At 51.2% G+C, this 17,944-nt stretch carries 17 protein-coding genes; 14 read left to right on the top strand and 3 right to left on the bottom strand.

The features are described 5' to 3' along the window. Entirely contained in the window at positions 1–405 is a 405-nt protein-coding gene (locus NNO03_RS12330; RefSeq protein WP_271442223.1) for a hypothetical protein, read from the bottom strand. Positions 406–508: 103 nt separating this feature from the next. Between NNO03_RS12330 and NNO03_RS12325 the strand changes: the two genes are divergently transcribed. Continuing rightward, the gene (locus NNO03_RS12325) at positions 509–1,012 is read left to right on the top strand and encodes an ESA_00282 family adhesion-associated protein (RefSeq protein ID WP_333908919.1); all 504 of its coding nucleotides are present in this window, start codon (positions 509–511) and stop codon (positions 1,010–1,012) included. An 82-nt stretch (positions 1,013–1,094) separates the two neighbouring features. Here NNO03_RS12325 and NNO03_RS12320 read toward each other — a convergent pair whose 3' ends face one another. Continuing rightward, on the bottom strand, positions 1,095–2,135 hold the full coding sequence (locus NNO03_RS12320) for an aldo/keto reductase (protein ID WP_271442221.1): 1,041 nt from the start codon (positions 2,133–2,135) through the stop codon (positions 1,095–1,097). A 155-nt stretch (positions 2,136–2,290) separates the two neighbouring features. Between NNO03_RS12320 and yghX the strand changes: the two genes are divergently transcribed. The 11 genes from yghX (at position 2,291) to hybG (ending at position 12,159) form a co-directional block, all read left to right on the top strand. After that, positions 2,291–3,178, top strand: a complete 888-nt coding sequence (yghX, locus tag NNO03_RS12315) for a YghX family hydrolase (protein ID WP_271449680.1) — start codon at positions 2,291–2,293, stop codon at positions 3,176–3,178. 215 nt (positions 3,179–3,393) lie between these two features. Further along, positions 3,394–5,034, top strand: coding sequence for a methyl-accepting chemotaxis protein (locus tag NNO03_RS12310; protein WP_271449642.1), 1,641 nt, complete (start codon positions 3,394–3,396; stop codon positions 5,032–5,034). A gap of 85 nt (positions 5,035–5,119) precedes the next feature. Next, positions 5,120–5,407 carry a DUF2623 family protein gene (locus tag NNO03_RS12305; RefSeq protein WP_048213218.1) on the top strand — a complete coding sequence of 96 codons (288 nt, stop codon included), beginning with the start codon at positions 5,120–5,122 and terminating at the stop codon, positions 5,405–5,407. Between the two features lie 188 nt (positions 5,408–5,595). Continuing rightward, the gene (hybO, locus tag NNO03_RS12300) at positions 5,596–6,714 is read left to right on the top strand and encodes a hydrogenase 2 small subunit (protein WP_016154493.1); all 1,119 of its coding nucleotides are present in this window, start codon (positions 5,596–5,598) and stop codon (positions 6,712–6,714) included. 2 nt (positions 6,715–6,716) lie between these two features. After that, positions 6,717–7,703, top strand: coding sequence for a hydrogenase 2 operon protein HybA (gene hybA / locus NNO03_RS12295; RefSeq protein WP_271449641.1), 987 nt, complete (start codon positions 6,717–6,719; stop codon positions 7,701–7,703). Beyond that, complete coding sequence (hybB, locus tag NNO03_RS12290; RefSeq protein ID WP_137382580.1) at positions 7,693–8,871, top strand: Ni/Fe-hydrogenase cytochrome b subunit; 1,179 nt, start codon at positions 7,693–7,695, stop codon at positions 8,869–8,871. Before hybA ends, hybB begins: the two co-directional genes overlap by 11 nt. Further along, entirely contained in the window at positions 8,868–10,571 is a 1,704-nt protein-coding gene (hybC, locus tag NNO03_RS12285) for a hydrogenase 2 large subunit (protein ID WP_003828353.1), read from the top strand. The genes hybB and hybC overlap by 4 nt, the downstream gene beginning before the upstream one ends. Beyond that, the gene (locus NNO03_RS12280) at positions 10,571–11,065 is read left to right on the top strand and encodes a HyaD/HybD family hydrogenase maturation endopeptidase (RefSeq protein WP_271449640.1); all 495 of its coding nucleotides are present in this window, start codon (positions 10,571–10,573) and stop codon (positions 11,063–11,065) included. Before hybC ends, NNO03_RS12280 begins: the two co-directional genes overlap by 1 nt. Then, positions 11,058–11,546, top strand: a complete 489-nt coding sequence (hybE, locus tag NNO03_RS12275; protein WP_271442646.1) for a hydrogenase-2 assembly chaperone — start codon at positions 11,058–11,060, stop codon at positions 11,544–11,546. The genes NNO03_RS12280 and hybE overlap by 8 nt, the downstream gene beginning before the upstream one ends. Beyond that, positions 11,539–11,880, top strand: coding sequence for a hydrogenase maturation nickel metallochaperone HypA (hypA, locus tag NNO03_RS12270; protein ID WP_045447504.1), 342 nt, complete (start codon positions 11,539–11,541; stop codon positions 11,878–11,880). Before hybE ends, hypA begins: the two co-directional genes overlap by 8 nt. A 30-nt stretch (positions 11,881–11,910) precedes the next feature. Beyond that, a complete protein-coding gene (gene hybG, locus NNO03_RS12265) occupies positions 11,911–12,159 on the top strand; it encodes a hydrogenase maturation factor HybG (protein WP_048213216.1) in 249 nt (82 codons plus the stop codon). Positions 12,160–12,255: 96 nt separating this feature from the next. On the opposite strand, the gene yghU is transcribed toward hybG, so the two are convergent. Then, positions 12,256–13,122, bottom strand: coding sequence for a glutathione-dependent disulfide-bond oxidoreductase (gene yghU / locus NNO03_RS12260; protein WP_137382583.1), 867 nt, complete (start codon positions 13,120–13,122; stop codon positions 12,256–12,258). A 218-nt stretch (positions 13,123–13,340) separates the two neighbouring features. On the opposite strand from yghU, the gene NNO03_RS12255 reads away from it, so the two are divergent. Next, on the top strand, positions 13,341–15,629 hold the full coding sequence (locus tag NNO03_RS12255; protein ID WP_271449639.1) for an FdhF/YdeP family oxidoreductase: 2,289 nt from the start codon (positions 13,341–13,343) through the stop codon (positions 15,627–15,629). A gap of 152 nt (positions 15,630–15,781) precedes the next feature. Next, positions 15,782–17,644 (top strand): bifunctional glutathionylspermidine amidase/synthase, encoded by a 1,863-nt coding sequence (gene gss / locus NNO03_RS12250; protein ID WP_271449638.1) that lies wholly within the window; start codon positions 15,782–15,784, stop codon positions 17,642–17,644. Positions 17,645–17,944 lie beyond the last annotated feature (300 nt).

The raw sequence follows: 17,944 nt of genomic DNA, 5'->3' as shown, positions 1-17,944 counted from the left end.
TTATTTCTCTTCCAGAGAATAAAAAATAGGATCGTTGGTTTCGCGAGTAATTAAATTAAGCCAAATTTTGTTGCCTTGTTCATTTATCATGGCTGTATTTTTGGACAGAATTTTACTTAATTCCTGGGCGTTAATGTCGCCTTCCGCCTGTAATGAATTGAGCAGGCGAGTAAATGACTCGATTTTTGCGGCGCGGAAAAGACGCTCTTTTAAATGACGATCGCACTCTTCAAATAACATATTCCGGGATTGGCCGGTAGTTGTGGAGCTAATCAAAATTTCTGATTCGTAATCACTTAGCGTTATCTTTCCCTGAGTCAAATTTTCACTATTTTCTGTGGTATTTGTATTGTTCGGGGTTGCGGATAAATGAAAACGAGAGGGAACAAGATGCTCGGGAAGCATGTTGAAATATCCTTTGCTGCCAATAATATGATGTTTTTAATAAGGTAGGCCGCGTTGACAATAGCATGGGGTAATTTTAAAATCAAAAAAAATGGAGCCTGCTATGAACAGTATATTTTATTCTGTTATTACCCTGCTATTGCTTACCTGCGGGGTACTTTTGCTAATGCGTAGTGCAAATAAAAACCGTTATACAGAAGATGTTAACGCTCAGCACCAGCCGGAAATGCTAAGTAAAGAAGAGGGAGAAGATCATTTTTCTGCCCTGATGAATTCGATTACTCCGGTATGGTATTGGCGAGTCAATCACGAATATATCGATTTTATCCACTCCACAGTCAAGCGGATGACGATGGTGGAGCTGAATGAAACGCCCGGGCTCTTTGACGCACAGCGGCGCTGTAGCGATCTTAACTCTGCGGTTTATAAATATTACGACAATATCAAAAAGCGCTGCCTCAGCGGGGAGAAAGTCCCGCACGCCGATCTGGATGTGCTTAACTTGCGACAGTGCTTCAGGGAGTTCAGCCTGGAAGCCTATCCTGCACTTGTCGCGCTGGTGTGGCCGGAATATCAGCGTCCATTGATCAAAGAGGACGAGGTGTGATGTGAGGCGAGATTGTCTTGCCCACCCTCATCAGCAGACCATGACGCCGGGTAGGACTACACCCGGCGTCATGGTCAGATCGTTACTTGTCTGATGAGGCTTGCCACAGATTGAGCTTGCCGTCAGCGACATGTTTATCGATCTGTGCCAGTTCTTCGGCACTGAATGTCAGGTTTGCCAGTGCCTGAACGTTCTCTTCTAACTGCTCAGGTCGGCTGGCGCCAATTAATACCGATGTGACCCGGTTATCTTTTAGCAGCCAGCTTAACGCCATTTGCGCCATCGACTGCCCACGCTGTTGTGCCATCTCATTGAGCAAACGCAGACTGCTGAGGTTTGCTTCCGTCAGCATATTTTCCGTCAGTCCACGGACTTTTTTCCCTTCACGCTGCATGCGGGAACCATCAGGAATACCGTTGAGGTATTTCCCTGTCAGCAACCCCTGCGCCAACGGGGTGAAGGCTATACATCCCATCCCGTTGGATTCCAGCGTATCCAGCAAGCCGCTGCTGTCTACCCAGCGGTTAAGCAGGTTGTAGGATGGCTGGTGGATAAGCAGAGGAATTTTCCATTCCCGCAGCAGTTCGGCCATCTTCTGTGTGCGCTCTGGAGAATAAGATGAAATGCCGACATACAGCGCTTTGCCACTTTGCACGGCCTGGGCCAGCGCGGAAGCTGTCTCTTCCATTGGGGTGTTTTCATCAACGCGGTGCGAATAGAAGATATCGACGTAGTCGAGACCCATACGCTTGAGGCTCTGGTCGAGGCTGGCCAGCAGATACTTGCGTGAGCCGCCAGAACCGTACGGCCCCGGCCACATGTCGTAACCCGCTTTGGTCGAGATAATCAATTCATCACGATAGTGTGCAAAATCCTCGCGCAATAACCGACCAAAATTCTCCTCAGCACTGCCCGGAGGCGGCCCGTAGTTGTTGGCTAAATCAAAATGTGTGATCCCTAAATCAAATGCTTTTCGCAGCAGTGCTCGTTGTGAATCCAGAGCTTGAACGTGTCCAAAACTGTGCCATAAACCCAGCGATAGCGCGGGCAAGCGCAAGCCGCTGCGACCACAGTAGCGATAGAGCATTTGCTCATAACGTTCAGGATTGGCAAACCAGGCCATGAGATCTCCTTAGTGCAGGTGAATTTCAAAACAACGTTTCTATTCTAGCGGGTTCGTGGTGAATATCCCGTTCCCCAGGTCACATTGGGATGAAAAACTGGGCAAAAACAGACCACTGTGCTTTGCTTAAAAAAACATCACTCAGGAGTGCAACCATGCCGCGTTTGACTGCTAAAGACTTTCCGCAGGAGTTACTCGATTACTATGACTATTACGCCCATGGCAAAATATCTAAACGAGCGTTTCTGAATCTGGCGGCGAAATATGCGGTAGGTGGCATGACGGCACTGGCGCTATTCAATTTGCTGAAACCGAATTATGCCCTGGCAACGCAGGTAGAATTTACCGACCCCGATATTCTGGCAGAATACATTACCTATCCATCGCCAGATGGGCATGGTGATGTGCGAGGTTATCTGGTGAAACCTGCGAAGGTGACGGGGAAGGTTCCGGCAGTGGTTGTGGTACATGAGAATCGCGGTTTGAATCCGTATATTGAGGATGTAGCACGGCGGGTGGCGAAGGCCGGCTATATTGCGCTGGCCCCCGATGGATTAAGTTCACTGGGCGGTTATCCCGGCAATGATGATAAAGGCCGGGAATTACAGCAGCAGGTTGATCCTGTTAAGCTGATGAATGATTTTTTTGCTGCTATTGAATTTATGCAGCATTATTCGATGACGACGGGAAAGGTGGGGATCACTGGATTTTGCTACGGTGGTGGTGTGGCGAATGCAGCGGCTGTTGCTTTCCCTGAACTGGCATGTGCGGTGCCCTTTTATGGGCGTCAGGTTCCTGCCTCCGATGTCCCTAAAATTAATGCGCCTTTATTATTACACTATGCAGAACTAGACACACGAATTAATGACGGCTGGCCCGCTTATGAAGCCGCACTCAAAGCGAATAAGAAAATCTATCAAGCATATATCTATCCTGGTGTTAATCATGGTTTTCATAACGACTCGACACCCCGTTATGATAAAGCAGCTGCTGATTTAGCCTGGGAACGCACTCTTGCCTGGTTTGATAAATATTTGTTATGAAAAACAACGCATTATTTACAGATTTAGATTAATTATCTGAATAATAATGCTACCTAATTTCATTAACATTCATATTGATATGACCAGCAGGGATAATAGATAGACTTAAAAAAGTAAAAAAATAAAGAACGTATTATATCTTCTTCATTGCCTGCCGATAACAAGGGGAAGTATCGCCTGATGGCGAATTCCTCATCAATGGCAAGGAAATTATTATGTATTTGCTGAAAAACTTCACTATTCGTATTGTCATGCTGGCAATACTTGGACTTTTTTGCCTGCTCTGGTCGGGCGTGGGTTTATTCAGTCTTCATGCTTTATCAAAAATATCAGAAGGGAATGATATTGATCGCCATCTCGTCAAACAGATGACGGTGTTGAGTCAGGGTAACGATCAGTACTTTCGCTTTGTGACACGCCTGAGCCGTGCAGTGGATGTCAAAATTGGTGGTGGAACGCCGGATTTTACACCTGCCCAGCAATCGCTGGATAATCTGAGCCAAAAGCTCCAGGAGATGAAAACATTATCTCCGGGGCCGATGGACCCGGAAATTTCAGCAGCAGTGCTGGCCAAGTGGCAAGCTTTGCTGGATAAAGGCGTGATACCGCAAATGCAGCTGGCGCAGCAGGGCTCGCTGACGGCGTTTTCGGAACATGCCAGCACGATTACGCCCGCACTGAGCCGTGAATTTGGTGCCAGCGCTGAACGGTTTAATACCACAGCCGGAAAGAGACTTGATGCGACGCGCATTATGGTAGACGGTAAAACGTCGATCATTCGGACACTGATTATTACTGCCGTTATCCTCGGGATCGCCCTCCTTTTCTTCACCGATCGTTACCTCGTTACCATGATGGTGAAACCTCTCGGCCGTATTCGCCAGCAGTTCCGCCAGATTGCCCAGGGCGATCTCAGCCAGCCGATTGAAGAATTCGGCCGGAACTGTGTAGGCCAACTGGTCCCTTTATTGTGCGCAATGCAGGACAGCCTGCGTGAGGCCGTAAGTACGATTCGTTCAGGCAGTGACAACATCTGGCGAGGTGCTACGGAAATTTCTACCGGCAATAACGATCTCTCTTCCCGTACTGAAGAGCAGGCGGCAGCGCTGGAAGAGACAGCAGCCAGCATGGAAGAGCTAACCGCAACGGTAAAACTTAACGCCGAAAATGCGCGTGAGGCCAGCCAGCTTGCCGATACCGCAACAGAAACGGCAGGTAAAGGAAGCAAATTGGTTTCTGAAGTGGTCGACACCATGGATGGTATTGCTGCCAGTTCTAAACAGATCGCAGAAATTACCTCCGTCATTAATAGCATTGCTTTCCAGACCAACATTCTGGCGCTTAACGCCGCCGTTGAGGCGGCCAGGGCTGGTGAACAGGGTCGTGGTTTTGCCGTGGTGGCGGGGGAGGTACGTAACCTCGCCAGCCGTAGCGCCGGCGCGGCAAAAGAGATTGAGACATTAATCGGTGAATCGTCGCGTCGTGTCGATCAGGGGGCGCGACTGGTCAAAGAGACCGGGTTAACGATGGAAGCGATTCTGCGCGGCGCGACCGAAGTGACCGTTATCATGAAACAAATTGCCTCTGCTTCTGAAGAGCAGAATAAAGGCATCTCGCAGGTCAGCGTTGCAATCACTCAGATGGACAGCGTGACGCAACAGAATGCCGCGTTAGTAGAACAAGTCTCCGCTGCGGCAGTAGCGCTGGAACGGCAAACGGAAGAGCTGCAACGCTCTGTACAGCAATTCCGGCTTTCAGCTAACGATGTGCAATATGCATCGACAAATACCACTTCCCCTTCCGCAGAAAGCAGAACCTCTGCAGCACCTAAAACGGACGAGTGGGTGTCCTTTTAATCTGGCACAAAAAAGTGCGTGATACCTCTGGCCTTTGCTTAAAAAATCGCTATATAATTTGTTATATAGCGATTGGAGGTTATGCATGGACAACCATTTTGGTAAGGGCCTGATGGCCGGATTGAACGCCTCAAGTGCGGACAGTGCTCGTTCAGTGGCGAATTTTTGTTCAGATTATAAACGCGGTTTTGTTCTGGGTTTTTCACATCGAATGTTTGAAAAAACGGGCGACCGACAGCTCAGCGCATGGGAAGCGGGGATCCTGACGCGCCGTTACGGGCTGGATAAAGAGATGGTGATGGATTTCTTCAAAGAGAACCAGTCGAGTACAACAATTCGGTTTTTCATGGCCGGCTATCGGCTCGAAGCTTGATCCAAAAGGGGTATTATCTTGCTTTAATTAATTACACTATTGACCTACGCCTTCGTTTTGTTGCTCCGCCGAAGTATTATAATGCACATAACCATATAAAAAGTGTGGTAATGGCGCGCCGATCGCAATAAGCAACATGCGAATGGTGCAAAATAAAAGCCAGGTCTTCGCAACGGAATAACAATAAAATGACTGGAGATAATTCTCTCATCAATTCGAACGGCATCAATCGCCGTGATTTCATGAAGCTTTGTGCAGCACTGGCCGCTACCATGGGGCTCAGTAGCAAAGCCGCCGCAGAAATGGCCGAATCAGTTTCTCGTCCTCAGCGCCCACCGGTTATCTGGATTGGTGCTCAGGAGTGTACGGGTTGTACTGAATCGCTGCTTCGTGCGACACACCCTACAGTGGAAAACCTCGTTCTGGAGACGATCTCTCTGGAATACCATGAGGTACTCTCTGCCGCCTTTGGCCACCAGGTCGAAGAGAACAAACATAACGCTCTCGAGAAGTACAAAGGGCAATATGTTCTGGTGGTAGATGGTTCTATACCACTAAAAGATAATGGTATTTACTGCATGGTTGCCGGTGAGCCAATTGTGGATCACATCCGCAGAGCGGCCGAAGGTGCAGCAGCTATCATCGCTATCGGCTCTTGTGCCGCATGGGGTGGTGTCGCTGCCGCTGGCGTGAACCCAACGGGTGCCGTTGGCTTGCAAGAAGTTCTGCCAGGCAAAACCATCATCAACATCCCAGGCTGTCCGCCTAACCCGCATAACTTCCTCGCCACGGTCGCGCATATCATCACTTACGGTAAGCCGCCGAAGCTGGATACCAAAAACCGTCCGACATTTGCCTACGGTCGTTTGATTCACGAACACTGCGAACGTCGCCCGCACTTTGATGCCGGTCGTTTTGCTAAAGAGTTCGGCGATGAAGGTCACCGTGAAGGTTGGTGCCTCTATCATCTGGGCTGTAAAGGGCCAGAAACGTACGGCAACTGCTCAACATTGCAATTCTGCGATGTTGGCGGCGTGTGGCCGGTGGCGATCGGTCACCCTTGCTACGGCTGTAACGAAGAAGGCGTCGGTTTCCATAAAGGCATTCACCAACTCGCCCATGTGGAAAACCAAACCCCGCGTTCAGAGAAGCCTGATGTCAACATGAAAGAAGGCGGCAACATTTCAGCTGGGGCTATTGGGCTGCTTGGCGGCGTAGTAGGACTGGTTGCCGGCGTCAGCGTGATGGCGGTACGTGAACTGGGGCGTCAGCAGAAGAAAGATAACGCTGACTCACGGGGAGAATAACCGTGAACAGACGTAACTTTATTAAAGCAGCCTCCAGCGGGGCATTGCTGTTGGGCGCTGCGCCGTCCATCAGTCATGCGGCTGCAGAAAACCGTCCGCCGATCCCAGGTTCACTTGGGATGCTCTATGATTCGACGCTGTGCGTAGGCTGCCAGGCCTGCGTCACCAAGTGTCAGGATATCAACTTCCCGGCGCGTAACCCGGAAGGCGAGCAGACCTGGTCGAACAACGACAAACTGTCACCGTACACCAACAACATCATCCAGGTGTGGCGTAGCGGAACAGGTGTTAACAAAGACCAGGAAGAGAACGGCTACGCATATATTAAGAAACAGTGCATGCACTGTGTCGATCCAAACTGCGTCTCCGTTTGCCCGGTTTCCGCGCTGAAGAAAGACCCGAAAACCGGCATCGTCCACTATGACAAAGATGTCTGTACTGGTTGCCGCTATTGCATGGTTGCCTGCCCGTACAACGTCCCTAAATACGACTACAACAACCCGTTTGGTGCGCTTCATAAATGTGAACTGTGTAACCAGAAAGGCGTTGAACGTCTGGACAAAGGGGGGTTACCGGGGTGTGTTGAAGTGTGTCCTGCTGGTGCCGTGATTTTTGGTACGCGTGAAGAGCTGATGGCTGAGGCAAAAAAACGTCTCGCCCTGAAGCCTGGCAGCGAATACCACTATCCGCGTCAGACAGTGAGCGCTGGTGATACCTATTTGCATACGGTACCGAAGTACTATCCGCACCTGTACGGTGAAAAGGAAGGCGGTGGTACGCAGGTTATGGTGCTGACGGGTGTTCCTTACGAGGATTTGGATCTGCCAAAACTGGATGACCTTTCAACCGGTGCGCGTTCCGAACATGTTCAACATTCCCTGTATAAGGGCATGATTTTACCCCTGGCTGCGCTGGCGGGCTTAACCGTGCTGGTTCGTCGTAATACGAAAAACGACCATCACGATGGAGGAGACGATCATGAGTCATGATCCTAAACCGCTGGGCGGAAGAATAATCAGCAAACCGGTCATTATTTTTGGGCCGTTAATCGTCCTGTGTATGCTCCTGATCGTAAAACGTCTGGTCTTCGGATTGGGGTCAGTTTCCGATCTGAACGGCGGTTTCCCGTGGGGCGTATGGATCGCGTTTGACCTGTTGATCGGTACCGGTTTCGCGTGCGGTGGTTGGGCGCTGGCGTGGGCGGTGTATGTTTTCAACAGAGGGCAATACCATCCGCTGGTACGTCCGGCGTTGCTGGCAAGCCTGTTTGGTTACTCGCTGGGTGGTTTGTCGATCACCATTGACGTCGGTCGTTATTGGAACTTGCCGTATTTCTACATTCCGGGTCACTTCAACGTGAACTCGGTACTGTTTGAAACGGCGGTCTGTATGACCATCTATATCGGTATCATGGCGCTGGAATTTGCTCCGGCCTTGTTTGAACGTCTGGGCTGGAAAGTATCGCTCAAGCGTTTGAATAAAGTGATGTTCTTTATTATCGCTCTCGGCGCGCTGCTGCCGACCATGCACCAATCTTCAATGGGTTCATTGATGATTTCTGCGGGCTATAAAGTACATCCGCTATGGCAAGCTTATGAAATGCTGCCACTTTTCTCTGTATTAACCGCCTTTATAATGGGTTTCTCGATCGTCATTTTTGAAGGCTCACTGGTACAAGCGGGTCTGAAAGGTAACGGTCCGGACGAGAAAAGTCTGTTCATCAAGCTGACGAATACCATCAGCATATTGCTGGCGATTTTCGTGGTCCTGCGCTTTGGCGAGTTGATCTACCGCGACAAGCTGTCGTATGCGTTTGCAGGCGATCTTTACTCCGTGATGTTCTGGATTGAAGTCGTGCTGATGGTCTTCCCGCTGGTGGTGCTGCGTGTCACGAAGCTGCGCAATGACTCGCGTATGCTGTATCTGTCCGCGTTGAGCGCATTGCTGGGTTGTGCAACATGGCGTCTGTCCTATTCGCTGGTGGCATTCAATCCTGGTGGTGGCTACCACTACTTCCCGACCTGGGAAGAGCTGTTGATTTCTATTGGTTTTGTGGCTATTGAGATTTGTGCATACATCGTACTCATTCGTCTACTGCCGATACTTCCTCCTTTAAAACAAAACGATCAAAATCGTCATGAGGCGAGCAAAGCATGAGCCAGAGAATTACTATTGATCCGGTAACCCGTATTGAGGGTCATTTACGCATCGACTGCGAAATCGAAAATGGCGTGGTATCTAAAGCATGGGCTTCCGGTACCATGTGGCGCGGCATGGAAGAGATCGTGAAGAATCGCGATCCGCGCGATGCCTGGATGATTGTGCAGCGTATCTGTGGTGTTTGCACCACAACTCACGCTATCTCTTCTGTTCGTGCAGCTGAAAGCGCGCTGAATATTGATGTTCCGGTGAACGCACAGTACATCCGTAACATCATTCTGGCTGCGCACACCACGCATGACCATATCGTGCACTTCTACCAGCTCTCTGCGCTGGACTGGGTGGATATCACCTCTGCGCTGAAAGCCGATCCGGCGAAAGCCTCGGCGATGCTGAACGGCGTGTCTTCCTGGCATCTGAACAGCGCTGAAGAGTTCACCAAGGTACAGAACAAGATCAAAGACCTTGTTGCCAGCGGTCAGTTAGGTATTTTTGCCAACGGCTGCTGGGGTCACCCGGCAATGCAGTTGCCGCCGGAAGTGAACCTGATTGCGGTTGCACACTACCTGCAGGCGCTGGAATGCCAGCGTGATGCTAACCGCGTTGTGGCGCTGTTGGGTGGTAAAACACCGCACATCCAGAACCTGGCCGTTGGTGGGGTTGCTAACCCCATTAACCTTGACGGCCTCGGCGTACTGAACCTTGAACGTCTGATGTACATCAAGTCCTTCATCGATAAGCTGAGCGACTTTGTTGAGCAGGTTTACAAGGTGGATACCGCAGTTATTGCGGCGTTCTATCCTGAGTGGCTGGAACGTGGTCAGGGTGCGGTTAACTACCTGAGCGCGCCGGAATTCCCGACTGACGGTAAAAACGGTAGCTTCCTGTTCCCGGGCGGTTATATCACCGATGCTGATCTGTCGACTTATCGTCCGATCACCTCTCACTCCGATGAATACCTGATTAAAGGGATTCAGGAGAGTGCGAAACACGCATGGTACAAAGACGAAGCACCGCAGGCACCGTGGGAAGGCACAACGGTTCCTGATTACACGGGCTGGTCAGATGATGGCAAATACTCCTGGGTTAAAGCACCGACCTTCTACGGTAAAACGGTTGAAGTGGGTCCGCTGGCCAACATGCTGTGTAAACTGGCGGCCAAACGCGAGTCTACCCATGCCAAGCTGAATGAAATCATCGCGATTTACACCAAGCTGACCGGTAAAACCATCGAAGTGTCGCAACTGCACTCAACGCTGGGCCGTATCATTGGCCGTACCGTTCACTGCTGTGAACTGCAGAACGTTCTGCAGGATCAGTACAACGCGCTGATTGTGAACATCGGTAAAGGCGACCACACCACCTTCGTGAAACCGGATATCCCGGCAACAGGCGAATTCAAAGGTGTAGGTTTCCTTGAAGCGCCGCGCGGTATGCTTTCTCACTGGATGGTGATTAAAGACGGCATTATCAGCAACTACCAGGCGGTTGTTCCGTCAACCTGGAACTCCGGCCCACGTAACTTTAATGATGAAGTGGGACCGTACGAGCGTTCGCTGGTCGGTACACCAATTGCCGATCCAAACAAACCGCTGGAAGTGGTTCGTACCATTCACTCCTTCGACCCTTGTATGTCATGTGCGGTGCATGTGGTGGACGTTGACGGGAACGAAGTGGTCTCAGTTAAGGTTCTGTAATGCGGATATTAGTCTTAGGGGTCGGCAATATTTTGCTGACCGATGAAGCCATCGGGGTACGTATCGTTGAGGCATTAGAACAACGATACATCCTGCCAGACTATGTTGATGTTCTGGACGGTGGTACGGCTGGGATGGAGCTTCTCGGCGATATGGCGAACAGAGATCATCTGATTATCGCTGACGCCATTGTGTCGAGAAAAAACACGCCGGGAACGATGATGGTCCTGCGGGACGAAGAGATTCCGGCGTTGTTTACCAACAAAATCTCACCGCACCAGCTTGGCCTGGCCGACGTTTTGTCGGCCCTGCGTTTTACCGGCGAGTTTCCGAAAAAACTGACCCTGGTGGGTATCATTCCGGAATCGCTGGAACCGCATATTGGGCTGACACCGACGGTTGAAGCGATGATTGAACCTGCGCTTGAGCAGGTTCTTGCTGCGCTGCGCGAGTCTGGCGTTGAAGCTATTCCACGGGAGAAGGCACATGTCTGAGGAGTTCTTAGGCTTTCAGACAGCCCCGAAGCAGCAAATTCAGGCAGCGTTTGAAGAGGTTTCCCGGCGTTCGATGCACGATCTTTCTTTCCTGCATCCGAATATGCCGGTGTATGTCTCTGATTTTACGCTGTTTGAAGGGCAGTGGACGGGATGCGTTATCACGCCCTGGATGCTCAGTGCACTGATTTTCCCAGGGCCGGATCAGATCTGGCCCGTGCGTAAAGTCAGCGAAAAAATCGGGTTGCGTCTGCCGTATGGCGAGATGACCTTTACCGTGGGTGAACTGGATGGTGTATCGCAATACCTCTCCTGCTCGCTGATGTCGCCGCTTTCGCATAGTCTGTCGGCACAGGAAGGTGTTCGCCTGGCTGACGATTGTGCGCGGATGGTGTTATCGCTACCGGTAAGTGACCCGAATGCGCCGCAGATGGGGCGTCGTGCGCTGCTGTTGGGCCGGCGGAACTGCGAAAATGCATGAGCTGTCTCTTTGTCAGAGCGCGGTTGAGATTATTCAGCAGCAGGCAGAGCAGCACGATGTAAAACGCGTTACCGGCGTTTGGCTGGAAATTGGCGCACTCTCGTGTGTTGAAGAGAGTGCCGTCCGTTTCAGTTTCGACATCGTATGCCAGGGAACGCTGGCGCAGGGTTGTGAACTGCATATTGATTACAAACCCGCCCAGGCCTGGTGCTGGGATTGCAGTCAGGTCGTAGAGATCACCCAGCATGATGCACAGTGCCCTCTCTGTCAGGGCGATCGCCTGCGGGTAGATGCTGGCGATTCACTGAAAGTGAAAAGTATTGAAGTCGAATAGCCCATAGGTTGCTATGGGGCGGAGTCAGATATGTGTATTGGAGTCCCTGGTCAGGTTCTGGCCGTTGGTGAAGATATTCACCAGCTTGCGCAGGTTGAAGTGTGCGGCATCAAGCGTGATGTTAATATTGCCCTGATTTGTGAAGGCGAACCTGCCGAACTGGTTGGGCAATGGGTGCTGGTGCACGTAGGGTTCGCCATGAGCATCATTGACGAAGATGAAGCTAAATTCACGTTGGATGCACTTCGCCGCATGGAGTATGACGTCACCAGCGCGTGATTTTATGCCGGATGGCGGCGCAAACGCCTTATCCGGCCTACGGTATGGCGTCTTTGTTGGCCTGATGGCGACGCCCCGGCGTCGCCATCAGGCATTTTAACCCTGACGTTTATCTTCGGTATTGGTATCGAAGTCGCTGGCATCATGGCGTTCATGAAGCTGCTCATTCAGCGGTCCGTTAGTGCGGTTTACAATGCGACCACGCTTAACTGCCGGACGTGCTGCAATCTCTTTTGCCCAACGCTGAACGTGCTTGTAACTACCCGCATCAAGGAATTCTGCCGCATCATAGACATTCCCCAATACCACATTGCCAAACCACGGCCAGACCGCCATATCGGCAATGGTGTACTCATCTCCCGCCACAAACTGATGATGTGCAAGTTGCTTATCCAGCACGTCGAGTAAACGCTTGGCTTCCATTGTGAAGCGATTGATTGCGTACTCAATTTTAACCGGCGCATAGTTGTAGAAGTGGCCGAAACCACCACCGAGGAAGGGGGCCGCACCCTGTAACCAGAATAACCAGTTCAGCGTTTCGGTGCGTTTCGCCAAATCCTGCGGCAGGAAGTAACCATATTTTTCCGCCAGATAGAGCAGAATCGAGCCAGATTCAAATACACGTACCGGCGGGTTTTGTGAATGGTCGCGCAGCGCCGGGATCTTAGAGTTTGGATTCACTTCAACAAAGCCGCTGGAGAACTGATCGCCATCGCCAATGCGAATGATCCAGGCATCGTATTCCGCCCCCTTGACGCCCTGCGCCAGTAACTCTTCCAGCATAATCGTCACTTTCTGACCGTTTGGCGTACCCAGCGAGTACAGCTGCAACGGATGTTTGCCGACCGGTAGCGTTTTCTCGTGCGTTGCACCGGAAACCGGGCGGTTGATATTGGCGAATGCACCGCCGTTGGATTTTTCCCACGTCCAGACTTTCGCGGGCTGATAAGTGTTGTCTGACATGTTGACCTGCCTTCTGAGTGGTTGTGTTGAAGCAGTGTAGCAGCTAGGTAGAACTCAACTTAACAGATTGGGACTTTATGTCGCTTTGTGCTGAAAGGGGAAGATAAAACTAACCCGTTCATTGTACCCAGGCTGTACTCCATGAAGAGGAAATCAATATTGGACGGAAATTGCTACCGTACTCACCATCAATAATTGGCGGTCAGTAAGCAGTAACAATGAAAAATGGTGTTCCAGGAGTTAGCGGTTATCAGGGCCCGGCAGGTGGGTGGGGCGCGGTAAAAGCCGTCACTGCTTCGGTGTTTTCGCAAAAGGCTGTTGTACGCGACATTATCGCGATGTTCAAAATGAACCAGGTGAAAGGGTTCGATTGTCCGGGCTGTGCGTGGCCGGACCCGGGTCATCGTGCGCCAATGGAGCTGTGCGAAAACGGCGTTAAGGCCGTGTCCTGGGAAACAACCCGCAAGAAAGCGTCACCGGAATTTTTCAGCCGTCACCCGGTTTCCACACTCTGGCACTACAGCGATTATGAGCTGGAAAATATAGGTCGTCTGACGCATCCAATGAAATACGATGCAGCGTCGGATACCTGGCAGGCCGTGGAATGGGCCACTGCGTTTCAGGAAATCGGCGAGCGCCTGCGCAGCTATGATTCCGCTGAGCAGGTCGAGTTTTACACCTCAGGCAGAACGTCCAATGAGGCTGCGTTCCTGTACCAACTTTTTGCCCGCGAATACGGCAGCAGCAACTTTCCGGATTGCTCAAACATGTGCCACGGTCCTACCAGTGCAGGGTTAACGCAGGCTATTGGCCTTGGGAAAGGGACCGTTGAACTCGATGATTTTGACCATTGCGAACTGGTTATTTGCATAGGACATAACCCCGGCACGAACCATCCGCGCATGCTCACCACGCTGCGCGATGTTGCCAGACGCGGGGCTAAGATTATCTCCATCAATCCGCTGACCGAACGAGGGCTTGAGCGCTTTAGCTTCCCGCAGAGTCCGAAAGAGATGTTCACCGGCCAGGCAACGGAACTCAGCAACGACTACTACCAGGTCAAAATGGGCGGTGATGCCTCGCTGCTTAAAGGCATCATGAAGGCGCTGATCGAGATGGATGAAGCGCGGATCTTGTTGAACAGACAACCTTGTCTCGATCATGCCTTTATCGATGAACATACCGAAGGCTATTCGGCGCTGTATGACGATTTACGCCAGTGTAGCTGGGCGACGCTGGAATTGGACTCTGGCCTGACGCGCAGCCAGATGGAAGACCTGGCACACAGTTACAACAAGTCCCGCGCGACTATCATCTGCTACGGTCTGGGGATCACCCAGCATAAAAACGGTACTGAGAACGTTCAGCAATTGATCAATCTGCTGTTGCTGAAAGGCAATATGGGTAAGCAGGGCGCAGGGATCTGCCCGCTGCGCGGCCACTCGAACGTGCAGGGTGACCGTTCTGTGGGGATTAACGAGGCAGCATCCGAAGACTTCTTGCAACGCCTGGAAGCGCATTTCTCTATCCGCGTTCCGCGCAAGCATGGTCGCTCCAGTGTGGAAAGTATTCGGGCAATTGAGCGGGGAGAGGCGAAAGCGCTTATCTGCATGGGGGGAAACCTGGCGGTGGCGATGCCGCAACCACAGCGTACCTTCGCCGCGATGAAAAAACTCGATATGCAGGTCCATATCGCAACCAAGCTTAATCGATCGCATTTGCTGTTGGCTAAACATAACTATCTGCTACCCGCATTGGGCAGAACGGAACGCGATCTGCAAGCGACAGGCATTCAGTCGGTGACCGTCGAGGATTCAATGTCGATGGTCCACGCTTCCTGTGGTGGGCTGAAACCCGCTTCGCGATGGTTAAAGTCTGAACCGGCAATTGTGGCTGCAATGGCACGCGCCACGCTGCCTCACTCGCCGGTGAACTGGGAGACGTTAGCTGGAAACTACGCGCTGATCCGCGATGCCATTGAAGCTGTGATTCCGGCGTTCCACGATTACAATGCGCGTATTACTGCTCCTGGCGGATTTCGTATGGATACACCAGCCTCACGTCGTGAATGGCATACGGAGAATGGTAAAGCCAACTTTATCGTCAGCCGCCAACGGGCCGTGGTGCGGGAAAACCAACCTGCTGACGCGCTGGTTCTGGCTACGTTGCGCAGTCACGATCAATACAACACCACTATCTATGGCATGAACGATCGCTATCGAGGTATTACCGGTCGGCGCGATGTGGTGTTTTTGAGTGCCACTGAAGCAGCGGCTCGTGGGCTGAGTCAGGGGGATGTTGTTAACGTTCAGGCGCTGGACGATAAGGGGTTGCCCTGTGCCGATCGCGTGATGTACGGGTTAACGGTGGTGATTTACAACATGGCAGCGGGCTCTATTGGTGCTTATCTGCCGGAAGCGAATGTGTTGTTGTCGCTGGATGCGGTAGACACTAAAAGCTTAACCCCTGCGTATAAAAGCGTACCGGTGACGTTGAAGAAAGCGTAGTTCCTGCTGTGAATTTTTCGCCTCTGAGCGCCAGCCGCTGCGTTGAGGTGTATGATAGGTCGACCTCTGTCCGGTTAGTGTCGCAGAGCAGGCAATCAGAGCGAAAAATTCACGCCAACCTGCTCAGACTGTATTGTTTTGAGGTAAGGTGCATGAGCAAAGGAACGACCAGTCAGGATGCCCCATTCGGGACATTATTGGGCTACGCCCCAGGCGGCGTAGCAATCTACTCTTCAGATTACAGCTCCCTCGACCCACGGGACTACGACGATGATGCTGCTTTTCGTAGCTATATCGACGACGAATATATGGGCCACAAATGGCAGTGTGTAGAATTTGCACGCCGTTTTCTCTTCCTCAACTATGGCATGGTCTTCACTGATGTGGGCATGGCATGGGAGATCTTCTCCTTGCGCTTCCTGCGTGAAGTGGTGAATGACAACATCCTGCCGTTACAGGCATTTCCGAATGGTTCGCCCCGCGCGCCGGTTGCAGGTGCTCTGCTTATCTGGCAGAAAGGCGGCGAATTTAAAGACACCGGCCATGTGGCGGTCGTCACCCAGTTGCTGGAAAACAAAATCCGTATTGCCGAGCAGAACGTGATTCATACGCCGCTGCCGCCAGGGCAGCAGTGGACACGCGAGCTGGAAATGGTCGTGGAAAATGGCTGCTACACGCTGCGTGACACTTTTGATGACACCACCATCCTTGGCTGGATGATCCAGACTGACGACACTCGTCACAGCCTGCCGCAGCCGGAGATCGCCAATGACTCGCTGAAAATTGGCGGCGCACGACTGGAAGATAACGGGCAGTTTGACGGTAAGTGGCTCGATGAGCAGGACCCGCTGCAAAAAGCCTACGTGCTGGCGAACGGTCATGTGATCAATCAGGATCCGCATCAGTACTTTACGATTACCGAAAGTGCAGAGCAGGAGCTGATTAAAGCGACCAACGAACTGCACCTGATGTATCTGCACGCTACCGACAAGGTACTGAAAGACGATAACCTGCTGGCGCTGTTTGATATCCCGAAAATCCTCTGGCCGCGTCTGCGCTTATCCTGGCAGCGGCGTCGTCATCATATGATTACGGGGCGCATGGATTTCTGTATGGATGAGCGTGGGTTGAAAGTGTACGAGTACAACGCCGATTCCGCATCCTGCCATACCGAAGCCGGTCTGATCCTCGAAAGATGGGCTGAGCGGGGTTATACCGGGCATGGGCACAACCCGGCAGAAGGACTGATTAATGAACTGGCGGGGGCATGGAAACACAGCCGTGCGCGTCCTTTCGTTCATATCATGCAGGATAAGGATATTGAGGAAAACTACCATGCGCAGTTTATGCAGCAGGCTCTGCACCAGGCTGGTTTCGAAAGTAAGATCCTGCGTGGTCTGGACGAATTGCGGTGGGATGATGCGGGCCAGTTGATTGATGGTGACGGTCGTCTGGTGAACTGTGTCTGGAAAACCTGGGCGTGGGAAACCGCGATTGAACAGGTGCGTGAGGTGAGTGAAACTGAATATGCGGCTGTGCCGATTCGTACCGGACATACCCAGCAGGAAGTGCGCTTGATAGACGTGTTGTTGCGCCCGGAAGTATTGGTATTTGAACCACTTTGGACAGTGATTCCAGGGAACAAAGCGATTCTGCCGATTCTGTGGCAGCTCTTCCCTCATCATCGCTATCTGCTGGATACGGATTTCACGGTGAATGATGAGCTGGCGAAAACGGGTTATGCGGTGAAACCGATAGCTGGGCGCTGCGGTAACAACATCGATTTGGTTAGCCACCAGGAAGAGTCGCTGGATAAAACCAGCGGTAAGTTTGCCGAGCAGAAAAACATTTATCAGCAACTTTGGTGTCTGCCAAAGGTTGCCGGTAAATATATTCAGGTCTGTACCTTCACCGTAGGTGGTAACTACGGCGGGACCTGCCTGCGCGGTGACGAGTCGCTGGTGATTAAAAAAGAGAGTGATATCGAGCCGTTGATTGTGGTGAAGGAAGCGTAATCTTTCTGCGTGATCCGGAATGAGGTGGGAAAAGCCGAAATATATCTTCGGCTTTCTTTATTTATAGTTAAATTGATTTTGATTATGTTTTAATAAATGACGTGGCCTATGCATGTGATGGTAAATATTCTCCTTGGTAATATTTCAAAATAAAAATACATTTATTCAGTGAATGCATTTAACGTTAATTAATTCCTGTTGTTTGTATTAGATAAAGTGCTTCTTGATCTCTCTTTTAAATAAATAATACTGATGTATTATTTGATTGATTGGTGATATTGATCATGTTTTCTATTAGAG

Source organism: Citrobacter sp. Igbk 16, assembly GCF_028069755.1.
GTDB lineage: Bacteria > Pseudomonadota > Gammaproteobacteria > Enterobacterales > Enterobacteriaceae > Citrobacter.
Note: the sequence above shows the minus strand (reverse complement) of the source record. Positions and strands in the feature narration are given on the sequence as shown.

Bases quoted from the DNA above. Each gene is read 5' to 3' on its own strand.
- NNO03_RS12330 (WP_271442223.1), bottom strand. From the start codon at position 405: ATGCTTCCCGAGCATCTTGTTCCCTCTCGTTTTCATTTATCCGCAACC.
- NNO03_RS12325 (WP_333908919.1), top strand. From the start codon at position 509: ATGAACAGTATATTTTATTCTGTTATTACCCTGCTATTGCTTACCTGC.
- NNO03_RS12320 (WP_271442221.1), bottom strand. From the start codon at position 2,135: ATGGCCTGGTTTGCCAATCCTGAACGTTATGAGCAAATGCTCTATCGC.
- yghX (WP_271449680.1), top strand. From the start codon at position 2,291: ATGCCGCGTTTGACTGCTAAAGACTTTCCGCAGGAGTTACTCGATTAC.
- NNO03_RS12310 (WP_271449642.1), top strand. From the start codon at position 3,394: ATGTATTTGCTGAAAAACTTCACTATTCGTATTGTCATGCTGGCAATA.
- NNO03_RS12305 (WP_048213218.1), top strand. From the start codon at position 5,120: ATGGACAACCATTTTGGTAAGGGCCTGATGGCCGGATTGAACGCCTCA.
- hybO (WP_016154493.1), top strand. From the start codon at position 5,596: ATGACTGGAGATAATTCTCTCATCAATTCGAACGGCATCAATCGCCGT.
- hybB (WP_137382580.1), top strand. From the start codon at position 7,693: ATGAGTCATGATCCTAAACCGCTGGGCGGAAGAATAATCAGCAAACCG.
- hybC (WP_003828353.1), top strand. From the start codon at position 8,868: ATGAGCCAGAGAATTACTATTGATCCGGTAACCCGTATTGAGGGTCAT.
- NNO03_RS12280 (WP_271449640.1), top strand. From the start codon at position 10,571: ATGCGGATATTAGTCTTAGGGGTCGGCAATATTTTGCTGACCGATGAA.
- hybE (WP_271442646.1), top strand. From the start codon at position 11,058: ATGTCTGAGGAGTTCTTAGGCTTTCAGACAGCCCCGAAGCAGCAAATT.
- hypA (WP_045447504.1), top strand. From the start codon at position 11,539: ATGCATGAGCTGTCTCTTTGTCAGAGCGCGGTTGAGATTATTCAGCAG.
- hybG (WP_048213216.1), top strand. From the start codon at position 11,911: ATGTGTATTGGAGTCCCTGGTCAGGTTCTGGCCGTTGGTGAAGATATT.
- yghU (WP_137382583.1), bottom strand. From the start codon at position 13,122: ATGTCAGACAACACTTATCAGCCCGCGAAAGTCTGGACGTGGGAAAAA.
- NNO03_RS12255 (WP_271449639.1), top strand. From the start codon at position 13,341: ATGAAAAATGGTGTTCCAGGAGTTAGCGGTTATCAGGGCCCGGCAGGT.
- gss (WP_271449638.1), top strand. From the start codon at position 15,782: ATGAGCAAAGGAACGACCAGTCAGGATGCCCCATTCGGGACATTATTG.